Below are 22,400 nucleotides of genomic sequence, written 5' to 3'. Positions count from 1 at the left end.
AGGCGCGTCTTCTCCAGAAAGATAAGCCTATGCAAGATGGTCATTGAAGCTTCTGGCTATCGATGAATCCTTCTCATCTACTGGCGCAATAAGTAGATACGGCGAGGCGGAAGCAATCAGCATGGAGTTGGCGACAAAGAGCGCGGTTCGCTTGTTACCGTCTTCAAACGGCTGTGCTCGGGCTAAGTCGATAAATAGTGAGATGGCACGGTTTTCCACCGTATTACCGGGAAGAGCGCGCCGTCTACACACTGCATCTAGTTGCCTGGTGTTCAACGCCGGGGTTCATGGCGCCCGTAGTTGGTGCTCACTCCAATGTGTTGGTGTGGTGAGCGTAAACGCCCTGGATATAGCGGCCCACTACGGGTGATCGTGGAGTTAAGAGCACAGAGGTATGCTGCGTCTAACTCCGCGCACGGCTGGTTGATAATAAACGCTGCTACATCACGAAGGTCCTGCAGCAAGGCCACATCGCCGCTATGCCCAATGACGTTATGTCTAATGGCGTTTACCGAACCGACTTTAAGAAACTCAGCGGTGTCTTCCCGCGTGCACTGTAAATCATCGAATACGTGCCCTGCTGAATAGATGACATCGCAGAGATCTATAAGAGTCAGTGGTTGTCGGGGTTTCACAGTCACTTATTCTATGCAGGATTCACCATGTATATCGTGGGGATTTGTCTACAATTAGTGGTTATGAGCCAACCGATGTCAGCACCCGACTCCGCTCCAGGAACAGAGCGCGGTCATGAACGCACCCATTTTGCGGTAGTCGGTGACTCCCAGGATCCAGCACAGGCAACAGCTCCTAGAGCGCCAGCAGAATCAATTACTTTGATTGGTATTGGTACCGATGGGTTTGAGGGGCTCGGACTCAAGGCACAGCAAGCATTACAACGTGCCTCTGTGGTGATTGGATCATGGCGCCAGCTCAATCTCGTACCTGATGCCATTAAGGCAGAGCGTCGCCCATGGCCGGGTAATACCAAGCATCCTGATTTAGATGCCTTGTTTAAAGAGTTCCTCGGTCGGCATGTTGCTGTTCTGGCCTCTGGCGATCCACTGTTTTACGGCGTGGGCACCGCAATGGTCCATGTGCTGGGGATGGATAGACTCACGGTTATTCCGGGACCATCATCCGCGTCGCTTGCTTGCGCCCGCTTGGGTTGGACAGTCAACCGCACACGGGTGGTGTACCTAGGACAAGAACCCATTGAGACACTCATCCCGATTATTGAATCAGGCGCTCAATTCCTCGTCTTGGGTAAAGATGAATTCAGTACAGCTCAAGTTGCCACGTTGTTGAATGAACTCGGACTGGGGGAGACTCCACTGACTGTGCTCAGCGATTTGGGCAGTACTGATGAGGAGATCACCCAAGGCACAGCTTCACATCCACCAGCTGCAGTGTCTGTTCTCAACGTGATTGCTGTGGGAGCTCGCACCGCAATGCCGAAACCCCACTTTGAAGGCGACGTATCAAACGAAGACCTTCGGGCACTGACCGTGGCAGCTCTAGAACCCACCCAGGGACAAATGCTGTGGACCTTCGGGGATATTGGAGCAGCACTTGCCTGCGATTGGCTACGCGCAGCCGGCAACAAGGCGCACGCCATTAGTTTTGCCTCCATGGTTGAGCAAAGCCAAAGGAATGCTCGCAAACTAGGTGTATCCACCCTCAGTGTGAAAGAGACCCTGTCACCCAAAACGCTCAAAGATATCCGCTATGTACAAGGACCAGAATCAGCAAGCCCACATGCCATCTTCATGAACAAAGGCCTAGGCATCGATCTAGTTCCTGAAACCGCATGGATGATGCTGCGGCCTGGAGGAAAGCTCATTGCGCAAGCCTCCACAGAAGACAACATCGCAAAGCTTCACACACTCCAAGAACAACACGGCGGAATCATCAAACACATCCGCATCGACGACACAGACGTGCACCAATGGCGAGTTACAAAGCCGGTGACTCCAGAAGCGGTGAATTAGCATCAAAAACCAACCCCATGGGAGCCAGAACCTTCACCACCTGTTCTGCAACACCCTCATACAAATCATGAATGATCAACGAATTCCATGGGGTAATAGTGGTCTCCGCCTCAATCACCGCAATAAAACGCGCTAAACGAGCCTCCACCCGCCCCCCTGGAATACCCGCACCCAACGACACCACGCCATCATGCTCCAACCACCCAATAGGCGCAGGATTCCCCTGTGCCTCAGATAATGAAACCGGTGCCACGGGAGTACACAACTCAGCAACACTTTCCACGGACAACTCCGAAGCATCAGCCAAACCACGCACCACCTCAACTACATCATCCGGCGCAACCGACTGCCCAGTAGACACGCCATTGATATGAATGTGGAAGGAGGCGTCGACAAGCAAAAAACCAACATCAAAGCTCTGCCTTAAAATCGCACCGTCACCAGCATCCAACCCCACCGTCAACTCGCGGCGCACCGCGCCCGCAATCTCCCGCGCGAGCGCAACAAAATGCCCCGGAGTCGCCACCACCGTCGCACACGGCTCCGCATGAGAATACGAACCCCCACGCACCTGACACTGCGCCAACGACGTCACATAAATCGCACCATCCCCCTGCGACTCCGCAACATCCGCCAACATCTCCCACTCAGACGCACCCACACGCCCCGCAGGAAAAGAAACCGTACCCACAGACACACCAGAATTAACAGAAACAGACTGAAAAACAACATCGCTCGACATGCGCGTAATCCTAACCCGCGCACACTAATGTGGCCGATATGGGCTACACCAACCTCAACGACACACGGGTCTTGCGCGCCGGGTCATGTGATGCCTGGTGGCGCACGATGTCTCCGCTAGTGCAGCAGGGAAGTGAGGCAGTCTTTCGGCGCATCATGGGTCTCTCGCGGCGTCCTGATCGGAAACCTGGCTTTGACGATGTCCCACATTTCGGCGCAGCTGTTCGAGTTCCCGGTCTAAAACACGGCACGTTGGTCAATGCTGCACCCTTGAAAGTTTTGGGCGCACGGGGCGAGCCCAACCCCGCGAGTTCGTACCGTTTTGAATACATCACCGGTGATTCCGCAGGTCGAGCCATCACTGCGACCGGCGCTGTCCTCTTTTCCACACGCCCCTGGACAACCGGCCCGCGTCCCGCGATCGCCATGGCTCCATCCACCCAAGGCGTCGCACAGCACTGCGATCCCTCCCACACCTGCGCCATCGGACTCAACGCATTCTATGACAAACCCTTCGACGCAATCATTGCTTACGAACTCCCCGTCATCCTCTGGTTTCTAGCTCACGGACTTGACGTTGTGTTCATCGATTACCCCCGCGACCCCGCAACCGGCGTCCAATACTATTGCGATTCCATCGCTGCAGCTAAATCGCTTCTCGACGCCGTCCTCGCCTCCAGACAACTCGGCCTTTCACCGGAAGCACCGCTTGGCCTGTGGGGATTCTCCCAAGGAGGCGGCGCCACTGGCTGGGCTGCACAATTGCAGGATTACGCACCTGATGTCCGCCCAAAGGCAGCGGTCGTGGGCGCTCCACCAGTGGATCTCTTCCGCGTCTTGGACACTGTCGACGGCGGATTGCTCACCGGAGTGATTGCCTACGCCATCGCGGGACTTGCAGTGAACTCTTCAGAGATGTTTGAGGAAATCATGTCGGTGTTAAATGAACGCGGAGTCAGTGATGTGCTGAAAAATATCACCAGCTGCGCGGGAGGTTCCTTGTTGGCCAGTGGCTACTCGTCTTCCCGCGGGTGGACACATCAGGGCACGCCGCTGGCAGACATTCTGGACGATCTGCCACTTGTTGTCGCTGAGTTTGGGAAGCAAAAGCTGGGTCGTGTGGCGCCAGAAATCCCAGTGCTGTTGTGGGGCTCTAAAAATGATGATGTCATTCCCATTGATCCCATTAGGGAATTGCGTGATAGCTGGGCGGACAAGGGTACGCCATTGACCTGGCATGAATCCCAAGCGCCGCGTGTGCCAGGACGCACAGGTCTCAACCATTTCGGGCCCTATTTTAGAAACCTGGAAAAGTACTCGGGATGGCTCATAGATCATCTTGTCTGAGTGCCGTTTTAAAGGCTCGGATTCTCTCGATGTCCACTGGTGTGGGGTGCGCGCTTTTAAGCCTGGAGAAGCGATTCTAGAGGGGGTCGAATTTTAGGTCCGGGAGCTAAGTTTCGGCGCTAGGTGATTTCCAGACCAAGAACCTCAAAACTGCAGCTCCGTTTGGCCTAATAATGCACGACCTGACCCCAGAAACGTGCGTTTCAGACCAAGCAGCTCTCATCGAGTATTGCGTTTGGTCTCAAATGCACGTTTGAGGAAACTAGACCACTCACATTGCACATCTGCAGCTGCCAGGAAGTCTCCACCCAACAGTTTTCTAGGTCACAGGGATCCATTAGCCATTTGGTCCTTGTCGAAAGGTATGGTGGGGCATGTGCCTGCAGCAATAGCAATCCCATATTTCATTATTGAGATCCTCGCCTTCATTGGTGTCGTCATGTGGCTCGGTTTCGGCTGGGCTTTGGGTCTCCTCGTATTGTTCTTCGTCGGTGGACTTCTTCTAGCCGGCGTGGAGCTTCGTCGCATTAGTAAGAGTGCCGCCATTCATCAGGCTTCGGGCCAGGGAAGTGCGGGAGCGATCGCCGGAAACATTGGGCTGACCGCAGCTGGTGCCATTTTGGTGGCCATGCCGGGGTTTGTGTCTTCGATTATCGGTTTGTTGTTCATTTTTGCACCAACCAGGGCGCTGTTCCGCAAGGTTTTGGCCAAGCGCATGCGCAGTGCCATCGAGAACCTAGGTGTGCGTGGTTTTGAAGCCGTTAATGGTTACCGCACCCAGGCATCCTACGGAAACTTCGGAGCGGCATTCAATGGTGGTGCGCAACAACCATCAAATGAGCCGATCGTGATTGATGAAGACGAGATCCAAGCCTGGACTTCTGATCTCAAACCTGAAGATTTCACCAAAGGTAAAGATGAATCCGACGGTGAGAAATAAGTGACACTGTTTGTTCGGCTCGCCCTTGCTGCTGTGGGCGGGCTTTTTGTCTTTGCTTCCAATGAACCGATCGGCTGGTTTGTCGCGGGAATTGTTGGCACTGCATTATTTTTTATCTCCCTTGCGCCGTGGGATCTGGGAGTTCCCCAAAAGCGGCGGAAGAAGAATGAGCCAGTCCCATTTTTGCAACAGATGTCCACGGGCCCAACTGTTGTACAGGGCATGCTTTTAGGTTTTGTCCATGGCCTGGTGACATATTTGCAGCTGTTGCCGTGGATCGGTGAGTTTGTTGGCTCACTGCCTTATGTCGCGTTGTCAGTTGTCGAGGCGCTTTATTCCATTGCTCTTGGTGCTTTCGGCGTGCTCATTGCGCGTTGGAGGGACTGGAAGGTTCTCCTGTTTCCGGCGATGTATGTGGCTGTGGAGTATCTAAGAAGCTCGTGGCCATTTGATGGATTCGCGTGGGTTCGCCTGGCATGGGGTCAAATTAACGGTCCGTTGGCTAATCTCGCAGCGCTTGGTGGGGTAGCGTTTGTCACTTTTTCCACGGTGCTGGCTGCCGTGGGTGTGGCCATGGTGATTATTTCCAAGAAGCGACTGGCCGGCGCAATCATCACCGCGAGTGTGATTGCTATCGGCGCGGTGTCATCCCTGTACGTTGACCGCAATGGCACGAGCGATGAAAGCATCGAAGTAGCCGCAATTCAGGGCAATGTGCCTCGGATGGGATTGGACTTCAATGCACAGCGCCGCGCGGTGCTGGCGAATCACGCACGGGAAACCCTCAAGCTGGATGAACAAGTGGATTTGGTGATCTGGCCGGAGAATTCCTCAGACGTCAACCCATTTTCCGATGCACAAGCAAGAGCCATTATCGATGGAGCAGTGGAACATGTTCAGGCACCTATTTTGGTGGGCACGATCACCGTCGATGAGGTTGGTCCACGCAACACCATGCAGGTATTTGATCCTGTTGAAGGTGCCGCGGAGTACCACAATAAGAAGTTCTTGCAGCCGTTTGGTGAATACATGCCGTTTCGCGAATTCCTGAGAATTTTCTCGCCCTACGTTGATTCCGCTGGAAACTTCCAGCCCGGTGATGGCACCGGCGTAGTGGAGATGAATGCTGCGAACTTAGGCCGCGCTGTGACAGTGGGCGTGATGACGTGTTACGAGGTCATCTTCGACCGTGCTGGCCGCGACGCCATCGCCAATGGGGCTGAATTTTTGACCACGCCCACCAACAACGCCACCTTCGGATTCACGGACATGACGTATCAGCAATTAGCAATGAGCAGGATGCGTGCCATCGAATTTGATAGGGCGGTGGTTGTTGCAGCTACATCGGGTGTTTCGGCTATCGTCAACCCTGATGGAAGCATTTCCCAAAACACCCGAATTTTTGAGGCCGCCACCTTGACGGAATCCATTCCACTCAAGGACACTGTCACCATCGCAGCGCGGGTTGGTTTCTATGTTGAATTACTGTTGGTTATCATTGGTGTATTAGCTGGACTATTCGCCATTCGAATGAATAGCCGTTCAAAGTCTGCGAAAGGTTCCGCTCGGCCCGCACAAGTTCGGGTTAAGAAGGTGCCTGCGAAAAAGGCAGCAACTAATCGTCGAAAAGTAAAATAAAAACGTCCCGAAGGGACGAGGAGGACAACACCATGAGCAGTGAGGCAGTAGATGCTACGACGCTGGTGATTATTCCAACGTACAACGAGCTGGAAAACCTTCCACTCATCGTGGATCGCGTGCGCACCGCAACCCCTGACGTTCACGTACTCATCGTGGACGACAACAGCCCAGACGGCACCGGCGAGCGCGCAGACAAGCTTGCTGCTGACGACGACCACATTTTTGTCCTCCACCGCGAAGGCAAAGGCGGCCTGTGCGCAGCGTACATGGCTGGCTTCCAGTGGGGCCTGGAGCGCGACTACCAGGTCCTGTGCGAAATGGACGCCGACGGCTCCCACGCACCAGAACAGCTGCACCTGCTGCTCGCTGAGATCACCAATGGCGCTGACCTGGTCATCGGCTCGCGCTACGTGCCAGGCGGCCGCGTAGTCAACTGGCCCAAGAACCGTTGGCTCTTGTCCAAGGGCGGCAACGTCTACATCAGCGTCGCGCTCGGCGCCGGCTTGACCGATATGACCGCAGGGTACCGCGCTTTTCGACGTGAAGTGCTAGAAGCACTGCCGCTTGATGAGCTCTCCAACGCTGGGTACATTTTCCAAGTTGAGATTGCCTACCGTGCAGTTGAAGCCGGATTCGATGTTCGTGAAGTTCCCATCACTTTCACCGAGCGTGAGATCGGCGAATCCAAGCTGGACGGCAGCTTTGTCAAGGATTCCCTGCTCGAGGTAACCAAGTGGGGCCTCAAGCACCGCGGTGGCCAGGCCAAGGAACTGTCCAAGGAAATGGTCGGCCTGCTGAACTATGAGTGGAAGCACTTCAAAAAGCGCAACACCTGGCTCTAAACTGCTTGCCGGTTAGTGAAACCAAAGCACACTGCCCACGGAACCGATTGTTGAGGTCCGTGGGCAGTGTGGTTTGATTGGGCTTAGGTTTTGGCTCCACACATCAAAAGTCATACCTCCGCAGAGGCGCTTCTAAGAGGTTTTCGAGGTCTTAGACGAGCAATAAATGCCTCACGTGCAAATAGAAAAACTCGGTGTGAAAATCACACCGAGTTTTTCTAACTTAGGCAGGAAGATTAAACCTCTTCAGCTGCCTTTTCTGCTTCTTCAGCCTCTTGCTGAGCCTTCAGCAGTTTCGCTGCATTGCGACGACGCTTACGAAGTGCCTCGATGCGCTCTTCCAGCAGCACATCCAGCTCTTCAATTGAGCGACGCTCACGCAACATATCCCAGTGAGTACGTGGAGGCTTGACCGGCTTGGACTCGACTCCCTCACCTTCCATGAGGATGCCTAGCTTACCGTTCTTGCACATCCACTCCTCGGGGATTTCCGCATCATCAGCGAAGGGAACCTCATAGATTTCCCCGTCTGCGGTCTTGTACTTCACGAGCTGGCGAGGAGCCAGATCGTGGTCCCTATCCGTCTCATAGCTCACGGCGCCCATGCGGCTGCCACGAAGAACGCGATCTGCCATCTAGGTATCAGTCCTTTGCCTACTAGAATGCGGCCTCCAAGTTGCCGCAAAAGAATTCGTCTCACACAGTTTACCTGCTAGTGTGCAAATAAAACGACACGCTGCCAGTCACAACAGCTGCCCTTGAAATGTGATCAGACCTATAAGTATAGCCAAAACCCCCGAATCGTTGTATGGGAGGCAATCGACTAAGGTGTTAAAGGTGCAGAAATTAAGACCAAACCAGCAGACTACAAAGTGCTCCTGGTGCGGTAAAGACGTCGCCTCAACAGGCAGGGGACGTCCAAGGAAATACTGCAGCCAAGCTTGTAGGCAACGAGCCTACGAACAACGCAACAATGTCTCTGGCACAAGTATTCCCGCAGAAGCAGTGATTATGTCCCCAGATCGGGCAAGCGAACTCAAAGATTCGCTCTTTGAGCTCCGGTGCGCCGCCGAAGATATCGCAACCGCTGTTAATGAAGAGGAAGAGGCTCGCGATATCGCGAAGCTGTGCCAGGAGATGGTGGAATTAGCTCGGAATATTGAGAAGTTGAGGTAATGAGCAACATGCAGGGAAACGATTCCAAGAAATCTAGCGGCGCGAGTCGTGCGGAGAGCCCACTGATCAAGTTCCGGACATTGATTATCGTCATCTTTGTCATCTTGATCGTTGGTTTGGCATCTATTGCAGTGGGACCTGTCGTGTACCAGCTCATCATGGGACCTGGTGTGAAAACCGAAGGAATCCAGGCTGATGGCGCAGCACCTGCGTCCACCGACATGAACGGCACCTGGGATGTTGCCCCAGGGAGTATTCCAAACACCACCTCAGCTGGATTCACCTTCGCTGAGATCCTGCCAGGCGAAGAAAAGATCACCTCCGGCTCAACCACTGGTGTCACTGGCGAAGTGGTCATCGAGGATAACTCCCTGATCTCTGGTCTGATTACCGTCAACATGACTCACATCACCACCGATCAGGAAAAGCGCGACATCAACGTGCGCACTAAGCTCTTCCACACCGATCAGTACCCAGAAGCAACCTTTGAGGTTACCGATTCCGTTGATCTTTCTGCGCTCCCAGACACCGGATCCATTGCTCAGGTTGTCATCCCAGGCGAGTTGACCATCCACGGTGAAACCAAGGCTGTGGAGCCTACCTTTGATGTACTTCGTACTGGTGACCAAGTTATCGTGGCTTCCGATATCGAAATCAACCGCCTCGACTTCGGTGTAGAAACCCCAGAGTTCATCGCCGCAAAGATCAATGAGACCGGCGAGATCAACGTCCGAATCGTATTGGAGAAATAAACCATGATGGCATCACGGATGATCCCAGCTCTGTGGTTCAGACTCATCGTGCTCATCGGATTCACCGGCTTTGTACTGTGGGAATCCATGTGGATCTTCGTCCTCATTGGGCTCTTGCTCATTGCAGTGAGTGGTTGGCAACTGTGGACCGCGTATAAAACTCGCGATGAAGTAGAAAAACAACGCAACACTTAAGACACCTGTGAGTTTCAAACTCCCCATTATCGCCTTAGTCAGGCGGTAGTGGGGAGTTTTTGTTTATGCAGGTGGCGCGATTCTTAGATTTCATAAGGGTAACAGATCTGTTTCTATGTATTAAAGATCACACCGAGTGGTGGAATTTCCTCAAGTGATTTACCCACAATGGACTTTGTTGATACCCAATTCGAGAAAGGCCAATGCACGTGAGCACTCTTCCAAACAAGAAACTGCGTACTCGCATTTTCGCAGGCACCGCTGCCGTCGCACTGTCACTTGGTGTTGCGTCTTGCTCAAACGCAGAAGATGCTGTGGATAGCGCAACAGATGCTGCCAACTCTGCAACCTCCGCCGCGGGATCTGCAATTAACGATGCCACCGGCACTTCCAGCGCATCCACCACAGAGCCTTCCGGAACCTCTGGATCCGACTCCGGGTCTGACTCTGCTGGAGGAGACACCACTGAAGTAGAAAGCGCCGATGGGTCCACCATCAGCATCCCAACTGCCGTCGTCACCGCTGCAAATGCTGCAGGATTCAGTACCCCGGAATCCGTGGAAGAAGGCCCGAATGGTGAGTCATTGGTGACGTTCCCTGAAGGCTACATTGTTAACTCTGCAGAAGGTGGTGCACAAGCACTGGTCGGCATGATCGGTGAAACCTGGATCGGCGAAGGCGGACTATCCGCGGCAGTGGGTCTCCCAACTGGGCCTGAAGAAGCAACAACAAATGGTTGGACTCAACAGTTCACATCTGGAGTAATTAGCTGGCTTGATGATGGATCAGGACAGTTCGCAGCTTCTGTTGAACCTGCTTAAGGGAATCTCACCTGGCCTCCTTTGGCAAGGTGAGAAATTTCCCTGCAACTAAGGATTGCGCAGGTGGAGGGGCGCGTCGATAAGCAAATTTTTAGCCCAGCTTGCCTGATAGGCGCTCAAGCCTATCGCGGCTGGGGCCGTCGAGCCCGATGATCTCCACGCTCTTGCCGCGCGCGGCGTATTTGTGGATGATGCTGTCCAGCGTGGCTACCGTGGAGGCGTCCCAGATTTCTGCGGCGGTGAGATCGATGATGATCTGCTCGGCCTCGTCGGAGTAGTCGAAGGAGTACACCATATCGTTCGAGGACGCCCAAAATAGCTGGCCCTTGACGGTATAGGTGCTGATGTTGTTGTCGGTGGTGCGCTCCACAGACACGAGGTGGGCCACGCGGCGAGCAAACATGACCATGGCGGTGAGCACTCCGAGGATGACGCCGATCGCCAGGTTTCCGGTGACGAGGGTCGCGATGATCGTTATAAACATGACGATCGTTTCACTCAGCGGCATGAATTTGAGGGTGCGCGGGTTCAGCGAATGCCAGTCGGCGGTGTCGATGGAGACGATAATCATGACTGCCACGAGCGCCGCCATGGGGATTTTGCCCACGACATCGCCCAGCAAAACCACCAGGAGCAGCAGGAAGCCGCCGGCCAAGAAGGTGGATAGGCGAGTGCGGGCTCCTGAGTTTTTCACGTTGATCATGGTCTGGCCGATCATCGCGCAGCCACCCATGCCGCCCAAAAACGCGGTGATAATGTTTGCGATGCCCTGACCTGCAGCTTCGCGGGATTTATTGGAGTGAACCTCCGTAATATCATCGACCAGCTTGGCGGTCAGCAGCGATTCCATCAACCCAACAAGCGACATTCCAAGCGCATACGGCCCAATAATTTTTAGAGTCTCAAGAGTAAGCGGAACGTTGGGAATGAGGAATTCTGGTAGGGAAGAGGGGAGTTCGCCCTGGTCAGAGACGTTTGGAATGTTGATTCCGAAAACCCACACGATCGCAGTCAAGGCCACGATAACAATCAGCGGAGCCGGAATCACCGAGGTCAGCTTCGGCCAAAACAGCATGATGCCAATACCCAGCGCGAACAGCGGATACACCATCCACGGAACATCGATCAGGTGCGGCAGCTGCGCAAAAAACACCAAGCACGCCAGCGCATTAACAAATCCGAGCATAACGGAACGCGGAATGAACCGCATCAGCTTGGCTACACCCAGCAACGACAACGCAATCTGAATAATGCCCGCCAAAATTACCGTGGCCAGGAAATATTCCACGCCATGATCCCGAACCACCGGTGCAATCACCAGCGCCACAGCGCCTGTCGCCGCGGAAATCATCGCAGGGCGTCCACCTGTAAGCGCAATGGTCATTGCCATGGTGCACGACGCAAAAAGACCCATCTTAGGATCCACGCCAGCTAATACGGAAAACGCAATCGACTCCGGAATCAGCGCGAGCGCCACCACGAGGCCAGCTAAAACCTCGGTGCGAAACCTCCGCGGGCTACTAAACGCGAACCTAAACGAGGCAAGCACACCCGTCGGGCTCAACGGCTCTTGTCGGGTGGCCGAAGTTGTCGAAGTTGTCGAAGACACGAAAGAATCTCACTTAATCTGGGTAGTCTAGAAAAATTTAGGCGCTTGTCGACGCGCCTAGCCACCAAGCGCGAAAGCTTTGCTGGCGCCTTTCAGGCGACTTGGAACAAGGCGGTCCTTAGGCGGGGGAAAACATAAGGGTAGCTGGTGTTTTGGTGGGTCACAAATTATCAGGTTTAATGTCAGAGTGACGAAATAAAGATAGGGAACAGGTCGGTTATTTTTTCCTGCGAACCATCTCTTCGATCCAAATCGGAGCAAAAGGCGAGGTGCAATTTGGAGGGGTCGGATAATCTTTGAGAACTTCCAGGCGCTCACCAATGGCAATGGCACGATCACGAAGCTCTGGACGATGGATGCCGATTTGCGCCAAACATTCATTCATTGACCACTGTACGCGAGGCTCGGCAGTTTTCATCTGAGCTTCAATGGTGTCAAGGATTTCGGAATCGTCCAATGCGTCCGGCTTTGTGATAACGGCATGAGTGTTGAGAGCCCAGCCGGCGGCCGCAACATTCTCGGCGGGATCTTCAAGCCAGAGCACACGGAGATCGTTCCAATGAGGATTCTTCTTGACCACATAATTGATCAACCAATCAAGAACCTTCGGCGTGCGAGCCTCATGGATCATCGAGTCGAGTTCAGACTGATCAAATTCCTTGGGTCGGCAAATAAGCAACGCCACCAAACGTGCGGCTGTATCGTCGGTTGCCCAAAGCTCACGAGCCAGCGGCTGGTTCTTTTTCAGCTCTTTGGCAACGGCGCGAAGCTTGGTGAGGTTCACTGCGTGATCATCGCCGTGGCGTTCATTGACGGAAAGGATCTTTGGATCCTCAAGTTCTTTAAGGGATGTAAGTGTTGATTCGGCGAGCGTTGAAGTCATGGGCTTAAACTTACCAGCGGCCTGCGACATGGCCAGATATGGATAATTGTCCGATAATGTACATTATGTCATTTTGGCGGGAAGGGGTTCTGCCCCATTATCGGCTTTCCTCTGCATGGAAAATTTCTACGCATCATTGCGCTCTGCACCTTGTCCGCCGCTTGAGAATTTTCCTCCGGCAGGAATCGTTGCTTCCAAATTTTGTGGCAGAGCTTTTTAGATTCTTCGCGAGGCAACTCTTGTGGCGCCACCCGACCGACAGTTGCCGGGTGCGGAATATCGTTTGAGCGAATTTGAGGTCCCGGTGTGACGTAATGGCTCCAGTGACGTAAAGACGGCTGTGACGAATCGAGTCCTATGACAAATTGACCTCCGTGACGTAACCGCCCTTGTGACGAATGTGCGAATGTGACGAAACCTTGGTGAAACCGCTGTTTTTGTTCGAATAGCCCATTTCTCGCACTTTTAGCCGTTTTTCCCTGTTTTCAACCCATATCCATACTCACCTCATTAACGTCACATTGACAAAACTCTCCCCGTAAATAGGCAGCAAAAAGCCCGATCGGATAACGTTCATTATCGTCTCGGGCTATATGTGTGGCGGATTGACCCTTAAAACCCTAAGCGGCGATCGCCCAGGAGTTCTCGCCAACCTTGGCAACTGGCATCAATGAATAAGCGCTGAAAGCACCATTGAGTGGCGTTGCGCAGAGATCAACGTTGGCACGATCAATCTTGTCGTAGACAACTTCCCCATCCTGATTGGACAGAGCCAAGTAGGACACGCCCGAAGGAACACCAGACTCGTCCAGGTTCAGCTCAGACAGGTCTACGCCCAGTGACTGCTCGAGTGTTGCGGTTGGAGTTCCTTCGCACAGAATCGCCGCGGAGACGTATTCATCGCCGTAGATGTCTGCCAGTGCGACTGCAGAGACCTGAAGGCCTTGCCTATCAAATGCTGCGACGGTTTGTTCTAGCGCACCTGCAGTTGGAAATGTCTTATCAGCATTATTGCTTGACGCGTATGCGACCATGCCAGCCATCGCGACGATCCAGGCGACGATGATTACTGCAACGATTCCTTTAGCTTTGTTTGAAAGACTCACGTGCTTGGGTCCTCCACCCTTCTTGTTTAGTTTAAGTGACTATGTCACCTTAGCTTGCCGTTCTGTTTCATGACTCCCCTATGCCTGAAAGTTTCCTGTATGTCTGCTTTTCATGGAAAATTAAAGGGATGATGCGCACGTAGACAACCATGCCAATCAGTTCCACGAGGGTTTGAGTGACAACTACGACGGCCGCTATTTCCAGGCCTGCGGGAAGTGCTAACGCTAAAGGTAAAACGACCAAAGAGTTACGGGTTGCTCCGCTAAAAACGATGGCTCGTTGCTCTTTGAAACCTAAGCCACCGAGTTTGGATATCCCGCCACCAATTGGAATCATCACCATCAAAAAGGCGACATATAGTGGCACTACTGTGGCGATATCGGTGAATTGACCACTCACAGCTTCCACTTGCGATGCGATGACAGCGAACAACGTCAGCATCATTAAAGGCACCATGATTGCTTCTGCAGCAGCCATAATTGTACGTCCTACCTGCCACTTTCTTGCCACTTGCTGAGTTCCCGCAGCAGCAACAAGTGGAATGAGAATCAGGAGGAAAAATGCTTCTACAAATGGGCCGAAAGAGATTGAGCCAAGGGCATCTGAACCCACAAAAACAGCCAGGAAGACGGGGATCAGCAGGATTTGGACAAGCATTAATATTGGCGTGGCGGCAAGGAGCTTGTCTTGGGCGGCCCTGGCCAAACCAGCAAAGACAATGACGTAATCAATGCACGGCGCGAGAATCACCAGTAAAAATCCGATTAGAAGCGCCTCATCACCCGCAATGAATCTGCTCAACGCAAAAGCCACCAGAGGCACTGCAACAAAATTGACGGACATGAGCACTATGAGAAATCTCAGATCTTTCAGCGCTGCACCAATCCGAGTGATCGGAATACCGAGAAAAGTGGCATAAAGCAGCGCCATTAACGCTGGGTTAATGGCGCTTTCGAAACCCCCTGTAGAGCCTGGCCACTGCAAACCCACCAGTGCTCCGGCGATAAGAGCCGTGATATACAGTGGGATTTGAAATCTATCCCACGCTTCAACGACCCGTTTCAATGATGCTCCTTGTTTGCGCTAAAAGCTGTCTGAGGATAATGCGCCGAGGGTTACGCGCTGAGGTGTTCGTAGACGATGTTTGCGCCGATTCCGATCAAGATTATTCCGCCAAGAATCGTAGCCCACTTGCCAAACTTTCCTCCACCATGGTGTCCGATCCAGGCGCCAGCAAGCGAAAGTGCGAAGGTGATGCTGCCCATGGACAGTGCCACTTTGAGGATGGAAACTTCCACGAATGCCAGGCCCATGCCTACGGCTAATGCGTCAATGCTGGTGGCTAGCCCCAGGATAATTGCTGGTCTAAATTGAACGCGGCCGTCATCGACAATGGTTTCATCATCTTCAGGTTGGAAGGCATCCCAGATCATTTTGGTGCCGACAATACCCAATAGTGCAAAAGCGATCCAGTGATCAATTTCAGCGATGAAGGTGATTCCAGCAAAGAAACGGCCAATGAACCAGCCGATTAAAGGCATTGCCGCTTGGAAGACACCAAAGATGCCCGCGAGAACAAGTGCGCGTTTGAAAAGGTTGACTTGAATGGCGGTGCCGCGGACAACGGAACAAGCAAACGCATCGGCGGCGACACCGATGGAAAGCAGAGAGATTTGTAGAAAGGGCATGGTTCTCCTATGAGCCGTGCCTGGGCATAAAAAATAGACCCCGGCGAAGTGTGAACGCCGAAGGTCTCGCTCGCCTGAACCGATAAAGCCCCTTTTTAAGGCCTTGTTCAGGTGGTATGCCGGGTGCAAGGTGAACTTGCTCCAGTATGTCGAACATACCTCAAACAAAAACGAGTCAGATCGCCTTTGTGTGGAACTACTCCCCTTCGAAATGGAAGTGGTTGCGCCAAGTTTTTCGTTGCTTGGGCGTTAACGATTCTATATATACTTCCCTAGAAATCAAGTGAGCATTCATCTCATTGCAGAACGTTGAAGCATCATTGACTAGGATATGTAGACATGACAGAGGAACGCGAGATTCTGACCTATGAGATGTTCGGAACAGCAATGCGGGAGCTGGCCCAAGAAATTATTGATGACTACCAGCCAGATTGCGTGCTGTCCATTGCGCGTGGTGGTCTTCTAATCGGTGGCGCACTTGGTTATGCGCTGGGTATCAAGAATGTATCGGTGATCAATGTGGAGTTCTACACCGATATTGGAGAGCACTTGGAGGAGCCAATGATGCTGCCTCCAACTCCAAAAGCTGTTGATCTCTCGGGAATGCGTGTGCTCGTCGCTGACGATGTCGCGGATACCGGAAAGACTCTTGAGTTGGTCAGGGACTTCCTGGGTGACCAAGTTGTCGAAGTGCGCACTGCAGTGATCTATCACAAGCCAAACAGTGTGTTTAAGCCGGAGTATGTGTGGCGTGAGACTGATAAGTGGATTAACTTCCCATGGTCTACCCTGCCTCCAGTGGAGCCTTCTAAGTAATTTTTCACCCGTGAAAGTGCTGCTCGCAAATCCTGTGAGCAGCACTTTTTCCAATTTCTACCAAAAATTCCAAAGATCTACCCATACTTTTCCCGCGATCATCCAACAAAGACAACTGTTCCAAGCTCCATCACAGACTCCCCTCCCAAAATCTCAATATATGAAACCATAGCGCCTAACATCTCATTGTATGGGATTGACTCTAATAATCTCCTGTGGAAACATCGCAAGGGTAATTATTGGAATCTATTATTGTGTGAGGCGATAACTCGTGACCACAACTGATCACTCCACGGAGTTGAATCCTTCTGATCCAGGTGGGCAGACGGCAACCCTAGTGATTGACAAGAAAACTAAACGTCGGGTTGCAGCAGCCTCCACCATCGGCACAACCATCGAGTTCTACGATTTTTATGCGTACGCTGCGGCAGCTGTCGTTGTTTTCCCAAGTCTGTTTTTCCCTGCCAATGACAACCCAACCGTGAACCTGTTGGCATCGTTTGCCACCTTTGGTCTTGCGTTCGTTGCTCGTCCACTCGGTTCAATCATTTTCGGGCACTTCGGTGACCGTGTGGGACGCAAAGCTACCTTGATCGGTTCACTGCTGACCATGGGCATTGCCACCATCTTGATCGGCCTGCTGCCTACTTATGGTCAGGTCGGAATCATTGCACCGGCGCTGTTGGCGCTCATGCGTTTCTGCCAGGGCCTGGGCCTTGGCGGTGAATGGTCTGGCGCTGCGTTGCTGGCTGGTGAAAACGCGGAAAACACTCACCGCGCTCGTGCTGCAATGTGGCCACAGCTGGGTGCACCGTTTGGTTTCTTCTTGGCCAATGGTTTCATGCTCATTCTGGTCGGTGTGCTTGCCCATCAGGACGGCGATCTTCACGGCGCGTTCATGACCTGGGGTTGGCGTCTGCCATTCCTGTCTTCGGCGATCATGATCGCAGTTGGCCTGTGGGTGCGTTTCTCACTGGAGGAAACTCCAGTGTTCAAGCAGGCTGTTGATCAGGGCAAGAAGGTGAAGTCTCCGCTCAAGGAGCTGTTCAAGACTTCCCCTGGCCCTGTTGTGCAGGCTACTTTGATCATGCTGTCCACTTATACCTTGTTCTACCTGGTTACCACGTGGATTCTGTCGTATGGCATCGGTAATCGCAGCACCGGAAACGGCCTGTCTATTCCGTACTTTGAGTTCTTGCAGTTGCAGCTGGCCACCATCGTGTTCTTCGCCATCATGATCCCTGTGTCAGGCTGGTTGGCTGATGTGTGGGGTCGTAAAAACACCCTGACCTTGGCTTCTGTGCTGCTTCTCGGCTTTGGTCTGACGTTTAATCTGCTTCTCGATCCAGAGACCGCCACCAAGACCACCGTGTTCATCTTCTTGTTCGTGGGCATGAGCATCATGGGTCTGATCTTTGGACCCATGTCGGCAATTTTGCCGGAGCTCTTCCCCACCAACGTCCGCTACACGGGCTCCGGAATCGCCTACAATGTCTCCTCGATCCTCGGTGCAGCTATTGCACCGTTCATCGCAACGTGGCTGGTGTCCGAGTTTTCAGTGGCGTACGTCGGCTATTACCTCATCATCGTCACCGCAATTACCTTTGTTGCGGTGCTGACGATGAAGGAAAACAAAAACCACGACCTCCGAGAGGTCTAAAAGATTTTTGCTTATCGACGCCCCCTTCTGTTTCTTGTCGTCAACGCAAATTGCACTGCATTGAGACATCCCAGGCGTAACAGGGCTTCAATAAGCGCGTAGTGATACACCCACATGCGGCGGTAGACGGCATCAAAGCCATCTGCCGCCGCTTCGCGTATCTGGCCTTCAAACACTTCACGTTGCAACTGCACGCTTTTTAGGTAATGGCCCGCAAAGTGTGTTTCCTTCACCACGCGCAGAGAAGAATCCCTATCAACAAGCTGATGAACTTCATCAACAGTTGGGTAATGCAGCGCAGGCCAAATATAGGCCTTGAGCAAAGAAATCGCTTCAGAACACACAGGACTCCATTGGTCAGTAGCTACCAAGGATTGCATGGCTACGTTGCCGCCGGTGGTGAGCATTCTGTCGATAGCTTTAATAAACCGCTTGGAACCGTGCTTGCCCACCACTTCTAGCTTCTCCATGGCGACTATCGAATCGTAGGCGCCACCCCATTCGCGTGGCGAGGGAATCGCCTGGGGAATGACCTCGATGTGAATATCCTCCTCCACACCGGCGAGCACAAACGTCTCCTCCAGGCTTGAAACTTGCGCGGGATCAGCCGTTAAAGCGTCAACAGTTCCCTGGCGTCGAGCAGCCAAAATAGCTAAAGCTCCACCACTGCTGGGAAACTCCAACACATGGCTTCCGGCTTTAACTTTGGCGCCGTCAAGCAAAAAGGACGCTGCTCGGCGCTGAGCCTCGCCGAGGTCTTCACGCTCCACGGCCACAGGCTCCGAGATCTTGGTGATATCCACAAAGTGAGATGCGGGCTCCCTATTGCGACCAGCTCCCGGCACATGGCTTTTCACTGCGGTACGTAAAGTGGTTGGAACACCGGAGGCAAAAACTCCACCAAATGCGCTCATGCCATCACCTGAACTTAAACGAATGAGTTCATTGGGTAGTGCGCCTCCGGCATCCACAGCTTGCCCTGGCAGGGTGAACGATCCAGATAGTTTGCCGCGGGGTTTAAACCCAGTTCCCAACAAAGCGGTCAAGACGTCGGCAAGCCTCTCGCTGCGCCACTCGCCTGCCATGTAGCTCTCAGCGAGCCCCAGCCAGCCCGATGCGGCCAAACGTGAGAATAATTCCTCATGATCAATAATGAGATCCGGGTCATTTCCTAGCAGAACTAAACCTGCGTTGCTGCAGGCCTTGGCAAATCGATATTCTGCTTGCCGTGCGCGTGCACCAGCAAACGCTAGGTTGGGCACTGACGCCACCCCAGGCCACTCTTCCACATCAATGGGTTCAAGATGGCGCAAACGTGCCTCTGCCATACGTTTGATGCACCTCCAGTGGGATTTATGCCAAGAACGCTCAATGAATACTTAATCAAGAAAGTTCGGCGGGTTAACTGCTAAAAGTAGTGTACGTGCGCATGACGATTCGGGAGTGAAGGCGCGTCGAAGTGGGTTTAATCCGGCGATATTTCGCCTTTAATCCAGCACGGATAAAAAGTTCTGACATTTGACGTGACATATGCCATACCAACGTGCATACTTATTCAAAGTGGGCGCGAATTTCGCAAGATTTTCTCCGAACGGACAGAAAAGCATGACCCGATCCTGTTTGTTTCCGTAGGAAGTACTATTGTTTAACGCGTACACGTGCTCAACACGACAACGCTTAAACGGCTGCACGCGTAACACGGCAGACCGCACAAGCTTTAAGATCCACGATCAGGAGACTTTGACAAATATGTCAGTTAACCCAACCCGCCCCGAAGGCGGCCGTCACCACGTCGTCGTCATCGGTTCTGGTTTTGGTGGCCTTTTTGCTGCCAAGAACCTGGCCAAGGCAGACGTCGATGTCACTCTGATTGACCGCACCAACCACCACCTCTTCCAGCCACTGCTGTACCAAGTGGCAACCGGTATCCTCTCCTCCGGTGAAATCGCACCTTCCACTCGACAGATCCTGGGCTCCCAGGAAAACGTCAACGTCATCAAGGGCGAAGTCACCGACATCAACGTCGAGTCCCAGACTGTGACCGCCTCCCTGGGCGAGTTCACCCGCGTTTTTGAGTACGATTCCTTGGTCGTTGGTGCTGGCGCAGGTCAGTCCTACTTCGGCAATGATCACTTCGCTGAGTTCGCACCTGGCATGAAGTCCATCGACGATGCACTGGAGATTCGTGCACGCATCATCGGTGCTTTCGAGCGCGCTGAGATCTGCGAGGATCCAGCTGAGCGCGAACGCCTGCTCACCTTCGTCGTTGTTGGCGCTGGCCCAACCGGTGTTGAGCTTGCTGGCCAGTTGGCTGAGATGGCTCACCGCACCCTTGCTGGTGAGTACAAGAACTTCAACACCAACTCCGCAAAGATCATCCTGCTTGATGGTGCTCCACAGGTTCTTCCTCCATTCGGTAAGCGCCTAGGCCGCAACGCACAGCGCACCCTGGAAAAGATGGGTGTCAACGTTCGCCTGAACGCTATGGTCACCAACGTTGACGCTACCTCGGTCACCTACAAGACCAAGGACGGCGAAGAGCACACCATCGAATCTTTCTGCAAGATTTGGTCCGCTGGTGTTGCGGCATCCCCACTGGGCAAGCTCGTCGCAGAGCAGACCGGTGTTGAGACCGACCGCGCAGGCCGCGTCATGGTTAACGATGACCTGTCTGTTGGCGATCAGAAGAACGTCTTCGTTGTTGGCGACATGATGAACTACAACAACCTCCCTGGTGTTGCTCAGGTAGCAATCCAGAGTGGTGAGTACGTTGCTGAGCAGATCGAAGCTGAGGTTGAAGGCCGCTCCAACACCGAGCGCGAAGCTTTCGATTACTTCGACAAGGGCTCCATGGCTACCATTTCCCGCTTCTCCGCAGTGGTGAAGATGGGCAAGGTTGAGGTCACCGGCTTCATCGGTTGGGTTCTGTGGTTGGCTGTTCACATCATGTTCCTGGTTGGCTTCCGCAACCGTTTCGTCTCCGCAATCAGCTGGGGCCTGAACGCACTGTCCCGCAAGCGTTGGAACCTGGCAACCACCCGCCAGCAGCTCCACTCACGCACCACGCTGTCCAAGTTCGCTCACGAGCTTGAGGAAGCATCTTCTGATCTTCCAATCGAGCTGCGCGACAACCAGCGTTTCAGCGGAAAGTAATTTTCTTACGACGCTGCGTAGTTAAAAAGCGTGACTCCCCACATTCTCGGGAGTCACGCTTTTTTGATTCTGCCCGCATTCTTGGACGTGTGATGTACGGCAGGTGAATTCCGCTTTGCTAGGCTGAATACTAGGCACGGGGTGCCAACCGGATGGAAAAATTCCGGAGGCTGAGAAAACACCCGTTGAACCTGCTCTAGCTCGTACTAGCGAAGGGATGGCCTTAACGTGGCTAACTCGTTTTTGGATTCTTTAACTCTTGTTCGACAAAACACTCCCCTTGTTCAGTGTTTGACCAACTCTGTGGTCATGCAATTCACGGCCAATGTGTTGCTTGCCGCGGGTGCGACCCCTGCGATGGTGGATACTCCAGCTGAATCGGCAGAATTCGCCGCTGTGGCCAATGGAGTGCTCATCAATGCGGGAACTCCTTCTGCGGAGCAATACCAAGGCATGACCAAGGCCATTGAGGGTGCACGAAAAGCTGGCACACCATGGGTGTTAGACCCAGTTGCTGTGGGTGGGTTGTCGGAGAGGACCAAGTATGCGGAGGGAATCGTCGATAAGCAGCCTGCCGCAATTCGTGGAAACGCCTCAGAGGTCGTGGCGCTTGCGGGGCTCGGTGCCGGTGGGCGCGGCGTAGACGCGACCGATTCCGTGGAAGTGGCGTTGGAGGCGGCGCAATTGTTGGCCAAGCGCACTGGTGGCGTCGTGGCTGTCTCTGGTGCGGAGGACTTGATTGTGTCTGCGGATCGGGTGACGTGGTTGCGTTCGGGGGATCCGATGTTGCAGCTGGTGATTGGCACTGGATGCTCTTTGGGCGCGCTGACAGCTGCATATCTAGGCGCCACGGTTGACTCAGATATTTCCGCGCACGATGCTGTGTTGGCTGCGCATGCCCATGTGGGTGCTGCTGGCCAGATTGCAGCACAGAAGGCATCGGCGCCAGGCAGCTTTGCGGTGGCGTTTATTGATGCGCTTTATGACGTGGATGCCCAGGCTGTGGCCTCGTTGGTTGATGTGCGAGAGGCCTGAAAA

23 protein-coding genes and 1 riboswitch are annotated in these 22,400 nt (G+C 53.4%); of the genes, 13 read left to right on the top strand and 10 right to left on the bottom strand.

Annotated elements, in window-relative coordinates:
• Positions 1 to 27: 27 nt before the first annotated feature.
• Together CGL_RS07435 and CGL_RS07430 are read right to left on the bottom strand one after the other, a co-directional pair.
• Positions 28 to 276, bottom strand: a complete 249-nt coding sequence (locus CGL_RS07435) for a Fic family protein (protein ID WP_080558828.1) — start codon at positions 274 to 276, stop codon at positions 28 to 30.
• On the bottom strand, positions 273 to 635 hold the full coding sequence (locus CGL_RS07430; protein WP_148235595.1) for a hypothetical protein: 363 nt from the start codon (positions 633 to 635) through the stop codon (positions 273 to 275). Before CGL_RS07430 ends, CGL_RS07435 begins: the two co-directional genes overlap by 4 nt.
• Before the next feature lie 75 nt (positions 636 to 710).
• Here CGL_RS07430 and cbiE point away from each other — a divergent pair, with 75 nt between their 5' ends.
• A complete protein-coding gene (cbiE, locus tag CGL_RS07425) occupies positions 711 to 1,991 on the top strand; it encodes a precorrin-6y C5,15-methyltransferase (decarboxylating) subunit CbiE (protein WP_011014396.1) in 1,281 nt (426 codons plus the stop codon).
• On the opposite strand, the gene CGL_RS07420 is transcribed toward cbiE, so the two are convergent.
• Positions 1,957 to 2,733, bottom strand: coding sequence for a nitrite/sulfite reductase (locus CGL_RS07420; protein WP_011014395.1), 777 nt, complete (start codon positions 2,731 to 2,733; stop codon positions 1,957 to 1,959). The two genes, cbiE and CGL_RS07420, sit on opposite strands and share 35 nt — an antisense overlap.
• 38 nt (positions 2,734 to 2,771) lie before the next feature.
• On the opposite strand from CGL_RS07420, the gene CGL_RS07415 reads away from it, so the two are divergent.
• The 4 genes from CGL_RS07415 (at position 2,772) to CGL_RS07400 (ending at position 7,502) form a co-directional block, all read left to right on the top strand.
• The gene (locus tag CGL_RS07415) at positions 2,772 to 4,079 is read left to right on the top strand and encodes a lipase family protein (protein WP_020948578.1); all 1,308 of its coding nucleotides are present in this window, start codon (positions 2,772 to 2,774) and stop codon (positions 4,077 to 4,079) included.
• A 376-nt stretch (positions 4,080 to 4,455) separates the two neighbouring features.
• Positions 4,456 to 5,019 (top strand): FxsA family protein, encoded by a 564-nt coding sequence (locus CGL_RS07410; RefSeq protein WP_003856190.1) that lies wholly within the window; start codon positions 4,456 to 4,458, stop codon positions 5,017 to 5,019.
• Positions 5,020 to 6,657 carry an apolipoprotein N-acyltransferase gene (gene lnt, locus CGL_RS07405; protein WP_011014392.1) on the top strand — a complete coding sequence of 546 codons (1,638 nt, stop codon included), beginning with the start codon at positions 5,020 to 5,022 and terminating at the stop codon, positions 6,655 to 6,657.
• A gap of 32 nt (positions 6,658 to 6,689) precedes the next feature.
• On the top strand, positions 6,690 to 7,502 hold the full coding sequence (locus tag CGL_RS07400) for a polyprenol monophosphomannose synthase (protein ID WP_003856192.1): 813 nt from the start codon (positions 6,690 to 6,692) through the stop codon (positions 7,500 to 7,502).
• 236 nt (positions 7,503 to 7,738) lie between these two features.
• Here CGL_RS07400 and CGL_RS07395 read toward each other — a convergent pair whose 3' ends face one another.
• A complete protein-coding gene (locus CGL_RS07395; RefSeq protein WP_003863735.1) occupies positions 7,739 to 8,137 on the bottom strand; it encodes an RNA polymerase-binding protein RbpA in 399 nt (132 codons plus the stop codon).
• A 193-nt stretch (positions 8,138 to 8,330) separates the two neighbouring features.
• Here CGL_RS07395 and CGL_RS07390 point away from each other — a divergent pair, with 193 nt between their 5' ends.
• From CGL_RS07390 to CGL_RS07375, 4 genes are all read left to right on the top strand, one after another.
• Positions 8,331 to 8,678 (top strand): hypothetical protein, encoded by a 348-nt coding sequence (locus CGL_RS07390; RefSeq protein ID WP_011265749.1) that lies wholly within the window; start codon positions 8,331 to 8,333, stop codon positions 8,676 to 8,678.
• Positions 8,678 to 9,430, top strand: coding sequence for a YceI family protein (locus tag CGL_RS07385; protein WP_003863737.1), 753 nt, complete (start codon positions 8,678 to 8,680; stop codon positions 9,428 to 9,430). The genes CGL_RS07390 and CGL_RS07385 overlap by 1 nt, the downstream gene beginning before the upstream one ends.
• Before the next feature lie 3 nt (positions 9,431 to 9,433).
• Complete coding sequence (locus tag CGL_RS07380; protein ID WP_003856198.1) at positions 9,434 to 9,625, top strand: hypothetical protein; 192 nt, start codon at positions 9,434 to 9,436, stop codon at positions 9,623 to 9,625.
• A 203-nt stretch (positions 9,626 to 9,828) separates the two neighbouring features.
• Positions 9,829 to 10,446, top strand: coding sequence for a hypothetical protein (locus CGL_RS07375; RefSeq protein WP_003856199.1), 618 nt, complete (start codon positions 9,829 to 9,831; stop codon positions 10,444 to 10,446).
• Positions 10,447 to 10,537: 91 nt separating this feature from the next.
• Here CGL_RS07375 and CGL_RS07370 read toward each other — a convergent pair whose 3' ends face one another.
• The 5 genes from CGL_RS07370 to CGL_RS07350 form a co-directional block, all read right to left on the bottom strand.
• Positions 10,538 to 11,926, bottom strand: coding sequence for a SulP family inorganic anion transporter (locus CGL_RS07370; protein WP_011014389.1), 1,389 nt, complete (start codon positions 11,924 to 11,926; stop codon positions 10,538 to 10,540).
• A 346-nt stretch (positions 11,927 to 12,272) separates the two neighbouring features.
• A complete protein-coding gene (locus CGL_RS07365; RefSeq protein ID WP_020948576.1) occupies positions 12,273 to 12,938 on the bottom strand; it encodes a DNA alkylation repair protein in 666 nt (221 codons plus the stop codon).
• A gap of 620 nt (positions 12,939 to 13,558) precedes the next feature.
• Positions 13,559 to 14,044, bottom strand: coding sequence for a hypothetical protein (locus tag CGL_RS07360; RefSeq protein WP_003863742.1), 486 nt, complete (start codon positions 14,042 to 14,044; stop codon positions 13,559 to 13,561).
• 67 nt (positions 14,045 to 14,111) lie between these two features.
• The gene (locus CGL_RS07355) at positions 14,112 to 15,110 is read right to left on the bottom strand and encodes an arsenic resistance protein (protein WP_011014387.1); all 999 of its coding nucleotides are present in this window, start codon (positions 15,108 to 15,110) and stop codon (positions 14,112 to 14,114) included.
• A gap of 50 nt (positions 15,111 to 15,160) precedes the next feature.
• Positions 15,161 to 15,733 carry a manganese efflux pump MntP gene (locus CGL_RS07350; RefSeq protein WP_011014386.1) on the bottom strand — a complete coding sequence of 191 codons (573 nt, stop codon included), beginning with the start codon at positions 15,731 to 15,733 and terminating at the stop codon, positions 15,161 to 15,163.
• A 339-nt stretch (positions 15,734 to 16,072) separates the two neighbouring features.
• Here CGL_RS07350 and CGL_RS07345 point away from each other — a divergent pair, with 339 nt between their 5' ends.
• Positions 16,073 to 16,549 carry a phosphoribosyltransferase gene (locus tag CGL_RS07345; protein WP_003856205.1) on the top strand — a complete coding sequence of 159 codons (477 nt, stop codon included), beginning with the start codon at positions 16,073 to 16,075 and terminating at the stop codon, positions 16,547 to 16,549.
• Positions 16,550 to 16,820: 271 nt separating this feature from the next.
• The gene (locus CGL_RS07340; RefSeq protein ID WP_011014385.1) at positions 16,821 to 18,209 is read left to right on the top strand and encodes an MFS transporter; all 1,389 of its coding nucleotides are present in this window, start codon (positions 16,821 to 16,823) and stop codon (positions 18,207 to 18,209) included.
• A gap of 11 nt (positions 18,210 to 18,220) precedes the next feature.
• On the opposite strand, the gene CGL_RS07335 is transcribed toward CGL_RS07340, so the two are convergent.
• Positions 18,221 to 19,537 carry an SAM-dependent methyltransferase gene (locus CGL_RS07335; RefSeq protein WP_011014384.1) on the bottom strand — a complete coding sequence of 439 codons (1,317 nt, stop codon included), beginning with the start codon at positions 19,535 to 19,537 and terminating at the stop codon, positions 18,221 to 18,223.
• 421 nt (positions 19,538 to 19,958) lie between these two features.
• Here CGL_RS07335 and CGL_RS07330 point away from each other — a divergent pair, with 421 nt between their 5' ends.
• Together CGL_RS07330 and thiM are read left to right on the top strand one after the other, a co-directional pair.
• Positions 19,959 to 21,362: an NAD(P)/FAD-dependent oxidoreductase gene (locus CGL_RS07330; RefSeq protein WP_003863745.1), complete on the top strand. Its 1,404-nt coding sequence runs from the start codon at positions 19,959 to 19,961 to the stop codon at positions 21,360 to 21,362.
• A 127-nt stretch (positions 21,363 to 21,489) separates the two neighbouring features.
• Positions 21,490 to 21,597: riboswitch (TPP riboswitch) on the top strand.
• Complete coding sequence (gene thiM / locus CGL_RS07325; protein WP_011014383.1) at positions 21,591 to 22,397, top strand: hydroxyethylthiazole kinase; 807 nt, start codon at positions 21,591 to 21,593, stop codon at positions 22,395 to 22,397. It overlaps the preceding riboswitch by 7 nt.
• Positions 22,398 to 22,400 lie beyond the last annotated feature (3 nt).

Source organism: Corynebacterium glutamicum ATCC 13032, from assembly GCF_000011325.1.
Lineage (GTDB): Bacteria > Actinomycetota > Actinomycetes > Mycobacteriales > Mycobacteriaceae > Corynebacterium > Corynebacterium glutamicum.
Note: the sequence above shows the minus strand (reverse complement) of the source record. Positions and strands in the feature narration are given on the sequence as shown.

Coding starts and splice junctions, on each gene's coding strand:
- cbiE (WP_011014396.1), top strand. CDS start 711: ATGTCAGCACCCGACTCCGCTCCAGGAACAGAGCGCGGTCATGAACGC.
- CGL_RS07420 (WP_011014395.1), bottom strand. CDS start 2,733: ATGTCGAGCGATGTTGTTTTTCAGTCTGTTTCTGTTAATTCTGGTGTG.
- CGL_RS07415 (WP_020948578.1), top strand. CDS start 2,772: ATGGGCTACACCAACCTCAACGACACACGGGTCTTGCGCGCCGGGTCA.
- CGL_RS07400 (WP_003856192.1), top strand. CDS start 6,690: ATGAGCAGTGAGGCAGTAGATGCTACGACGCTGGTGATTATTCCAACG.
- CGL_RS07395 (WP_003863735.1), bottom strand. CDS start 8,137: ATGGCAGATCGCGTTCTTCGTGGCAGCCGCATGGGCGCCGTGAGCTAT.
- CGL_RS07385 (WP_003863737.1), top strand. CDS start 8,678: ATGAGCAACATGCAGGGAAACGATTCCAAGAAATCTAGCGGCGCGAGT.
- CGL_RS07380 (WP_003856198.1), top strand. CDS start 9,434: ATGATGGCATCACGGATGATCCCAGCTCTGTGGTTCAGACTCATCGTG.
- CGL_RS07375 (WP_003856199.1), top strand. CDS start 9,829: ATGCACGTGAGCACTCTTCCAAACAAGAAACTGCGTACTCGCATTTTC.
- CGL_RS07365 (WP_020948576.1), bottom strand. CDS start 12,938: ATGACTTCAACGCTCGCCGAATCAACACTTACATCCCTTAAAGAACTT.
- CGL_RS07350 (WP_011014386.1), bottom strand. CDS start 15,733: ATGCCCTTTCTACAAATCTCTCTGCTTTCCATCGGTGTCGCCGCCGAT.
- CGL_RS07345 (WP_003856205.1), top strand. CDS start 16,073: ATGACAGAGGAACGCGAGATTCTGACCTATGAGATGTTCGGAACAGCA.
- CGL_RS07335 (WP_011014384.1), bottom strand. CDS start 19,537: ATGGCAGAGGCACGTTTGCGCCATCTTGAACCCATTGATGTGGAAGAG.
- CGL_RS07330 (WP_003863745.1), top strand. CDS start 19,959: ATGTCAGTTAACCCAACCCGCCCCGAAGGCGGCCGTCACCACGTCGTC.